We start from the raw sequence: 3,744 nt of genomic DNA, 5'->3' as shown, positions 1-3,744 counted from the left end.
GACTTGCGATGCGTGTCGGGACCGATCCCGCCGCGTAACCGGGTCGCAGCCTGACCTTCCGCGCGCGCAGGTCAAAGGGGCCACGCACCCGGGGTCACGCACCGGGGGCGACCCACCCGGGGCGACCCACTCGGGGCGACGCACCCGGGGCGACGCAGGTGGGGTGGCGGACGCGGTGCTCGGCTCGGACGGTGGACCGGGTCAGCCTCCGGCGCGGGCGACGATCTCGCGGGCCAACTCCTCTGGGCGCTCCTCCGGGATCCAGTGGCTCGCGCCGGCCATCTCCACGAAGCGGTAGTCGGCGTCCACGAACCGGGCCGTCCGCTCGGCTCCACCGCGGCCGAGGGCCGGGTCGTGATCGCTCCAGACGAAGGTCGTGGGCACGCGGACCCGGGCGGTGGCCTTGCCGGGCGAGGCGAACGGAAGCGCCCGGTACCACCCGAGTCCGCCGGACACGGCACCGTCGCCGACCACCTCGCTGCGGTAGCGCGCGATCATCTCCGGCGTCATACCCATCCCGGCCAGCGCCCGCTCCGGCAGGCCGCCGCGCGAGCGCAGCAGCCGCTCCGGCAGCCACGGGAGTTGGAACAGTCCGATGTACCAGGACCGGAGCAACTGGTCGGAGCGGAGCATCGCCTGCCGGAAGGCCGCCAGGTGGGGCACCGACACCGCCGTCAGCGACAGGACCCGGTCGGGGTGCCCGGCGGCCACGGCCCACGCCACGGCCGCGCCCCAGTCGTGGCCGACGACGTGGGCGGCGGACAGGTCGGCACTGTCGAGCAGGCCGAGGACGTCACCCACCAACTCGGAGAGTCGGTACGCTCGCCGTCCCGCAGGGCGGGCGGTGGAGCAGTAGCCACGCTGGTCCAGGACCAGGGTGCGGAACCCGGCCGCGTGGAGGTGGGGGGCCACCGCGTCCCAGCTACTCGTGCGCTGCGGGAAGCCGTGGAGGAGAACCACGACCGCGCCGTCGGCCGGTCCGGAATCGATGGCCCGGAACCGGAGGCGACCCCGGGAGAACGTGATCTCCCGGGACGTCGCCGGTCCGGGTCGTGGCGGGGTCGGGCCGGGGACGGTCGGATCAGCCACGGACGTATCCTCTCCGGACAGCCCGCTCGAGGATGCCCAGGGTCGCTTTGAGCGCGGACGCGTCCAGCACCGGCAGGATGCCGGAGTCGCGCCACTTCGGGTGGGCCTCGGACCAGTCGTAGTAGCTCACGACCTCGGTCCCCTCGCCGAGCGGCGTCAGGCGGTACCCGTAGGTGTGACCGATGGGCGGCTTGATCTGGCCGTCGATGGTCCAGGCGATCTCCTCGCCCGGCACGAACCGGGTGATGATGACGGTCACGTCGTACCGGCCGAGGTCGTAGTCGCCGAGCGACTCACGGTCCATGTGGACGACGAACCGGTCGCCCGGGGCCGTGACCACCGAGCCCTCGGCGGACTGGAGCATCCCCGAGGAGTCGATGGCCACGTGACCGTCGGGATCGCAGAGTACGGCGAAGATCCGTTCCGCCGGCGCCGCGATGACCCGCCTGGCCTCGAGGCGGGTCCCGGGGGCGGCGTCGGCGGCCCCGGACGAGCTGGTCGGTTCGCTGTCCGTCATGCCGTCGACGCTACCCCCGGGTATCGGCCGGGCGCTGTGGTGAGGTGGGTTCCGCCTCAGACCCGTACGGGGTCCGGCCGGTCCCATGCGCGGTGGGTGGCGAGCAGCGGTTTGAGCGCGGGCAGGACCCCGGCCGCCTCGTCCACCACCACGACACCGGGTGAGTCGGTGGTGAGCCCCACGTCCGCGAGACCGTCGAGAGGAGCCAGCGAGGCGATCGCCTTCTTGTGCCGGAACATCTCGCTGAGCAGCACATCGGTCCTCGGGTGGGTGGGCAGATCCACCACGATGAGGGCGTCGAACTCGATCGACCGCTGGGTCTGATACGTCCGGGACACGGCGACGGTCGCATCCGGCTCGCCCTCGCCCAGCCGGCCACCGGTGGGGGCGATGACCAACGGGACCATGTCGTCGGCGAAGACCGCCTGCTCGAGCTCCTTGACGGCGGCGACGTCGGACGCCTCGGTCACGAGAATCCCGATGAGGCGCCCGTCGGAGGGCCACTCGCGCCCGATCTGGGACAGCGCGGGGCTGGTGACGACCTCGGCCGTGGGCACCTCGGCGGGCGCTGGCAGACCGAGACCGGTGGCGACGGTGACGGCGAGGCCGTGGTCGATGCGGGCCAGTTGCTCCACCTGCCGGATCTTGATGTTCTCCTCGTAGCACTTGCCCAGTTCGAACGTGTAGGCGGCGGCGATGTGCTCCTGCTCCACCTCGGTCATGCTGGCGTAGAAGAGGGTCGCCTGTGAGAAGTGGTCGTCGAAGGTCGCCGGGGCGTCCCGGACCACCTGCGCGTCGGCGATCTGCTGCGCCACCTCCACCATCGCACCGTCGCTTGTGCCCGCGAGGAACGGGCACCCGCCGTCGAGGCTGTTCGGCTGGTACGGCGCGACCCCCACGTGATCGGCGGTCTGGTGCATCCCGTCGCGCAGCATGTCGTTGACCGGGGCGTGCGGCCGGTTGATGGGCAGCTGCCCGAAGTTCGGTCCGCCCAGGCGCGTGAGCTGGGTGTCGAGGTAGGAGAACAGCCTGCCCTGGAGGAGCGGGTCGCTGGTCACGTCGATGCCCGGCGCCAGGTGGCCCGGGTGGAACGCGACCTGCTCGGTCTCGGCGAAGTAGTTCTTGGGGTTGGCGTTGAGCGTCATGGTGCCGATCACCTGCACCGGCGCGAGCTCCTCGGGGACGATCTTGGTGGGGTCGAGCAGGTCGATCCCGTGGAACATCTCGCTGACGCCGTCGGAGTCCACGGTGTCGGGGAACACCTGGATGCCCAGATCCCACTTCGGGAACGCGCCGGCCTCGATGGCATCGGCCAGGTCCCGGCGGTGCAGATCGGGATCCATACCGGCCGCGATCTGGGCCTCCTCCCACACCAGCGAGTGCACGCCGAGGTGGGGCTTCCAGTGGAACTTGACCAGGCTGGTCTCCCCCGCGTCGTTGATGAGCCGGAAGGTGTGGACCCCGAAACCCTCCATCGTCCGGTAGGAGCGGGGGATGCCGCGGTCGGACATGTTCCACATGGTGTGGTGCTGCGCCTCGGTGTGCAGGGAGACGAAGTCCCAGAACGTGTCGTGCGCGCTCTGGGCCTGGGGGATCTCGCGGTCCGGGTGGGGCTTGGCGGCGTGGACGACGTCGGGGAACTTGATCGCGTCCTGGATGAAGAACACGGGGATGTTGTTCCCGACCAGGTCCCAGGTGCCCTCGTCGGTGTAGAACTTGGTCGCGAAACCACGGGTGTCGCGGACGGTGTCGGCGGAGCCGCGCGACCCGAGCACGGTGGAGAACCGGACGAAGACCTCGGTCTCCTTGCCGTCGGCGAAGACGCCGGCCTTGCACACCCTCGAGGCCGCGCCGTTGCCCACGAAGACACCGTGCGCACCGGCGCCGCGGGCGTGGACCGCGCGCTCCGGGATCCGCTCGTGGTCGAAGTGCATGATCTTCTCGCGCAGGTGGTGATCCTGCAGCAGGACCGGGCCGCGGCGGCCGGCCTTCTGGGAGTGGTCGGTCTCGGCCAGTCGCGCGCCCTGCGCGGTGGTGAGGAACTCACCCTGCTGGCGGGCGGCGTCCTCGGTATCGGAGGACTCCGCTCCGGTGGGGCTGTACGGCGTGGCGCCCTTCTGGTCCGGCTTGGGGGGAAG

At 71.2% G+C, this 3,744-nt stretch carries 3 protein-coding genes; all 3 read right to left on the bottom strand.

Annotated elements, in window-relative coordinates:
* Positions 1 to 201: 201 nt before the first annotated feature.
* A complete protein-coding gene (locus tag IY392_RS16010; protein ID WP_194861750.1) occupies positions 202 to 1,089 on the bottom strand; it encodes an alpha/beta fold hydrolase in 888 nt (295 codons plus the stop codon).
* Positions 1,082 to 1,606, bottom strand: coding sequence for an SRPBCC family protein (locus tag IY392_RS16005; protein WP_107755275.1), 525 nt, complete (start codon positions 1,604 to 1,606; stop codon positions 1,082 to 1,084). The genes IY392_RS16010 and IY392_RS16005 overlap by 8 nt, the downstream gene beginning before the upstream one ends.
* 56 nt (positions 1,607 to 1,662) lie before the next feature.
* On the bottom strand, positions 1,663 to 3,744 hold a 2,082-nt coding region (locus IY392_RS16000; protein WP_228549516.1), incomplete at its 5' end, for a catalase.

This window comes from Dietzia sp. SYD-A1 (assembly GCF_015356725.1).
GTDB lineage: Bacteria > Actinomycetota > Actinomycetes > Mycobacteriales > Mycobacteriaceae > Dietzia.
The sequence above is the reverse complement of the archived record's forward strand: the minus strand, read 5'-3'. Positions and strand labels throughout refer to the sequence as shown.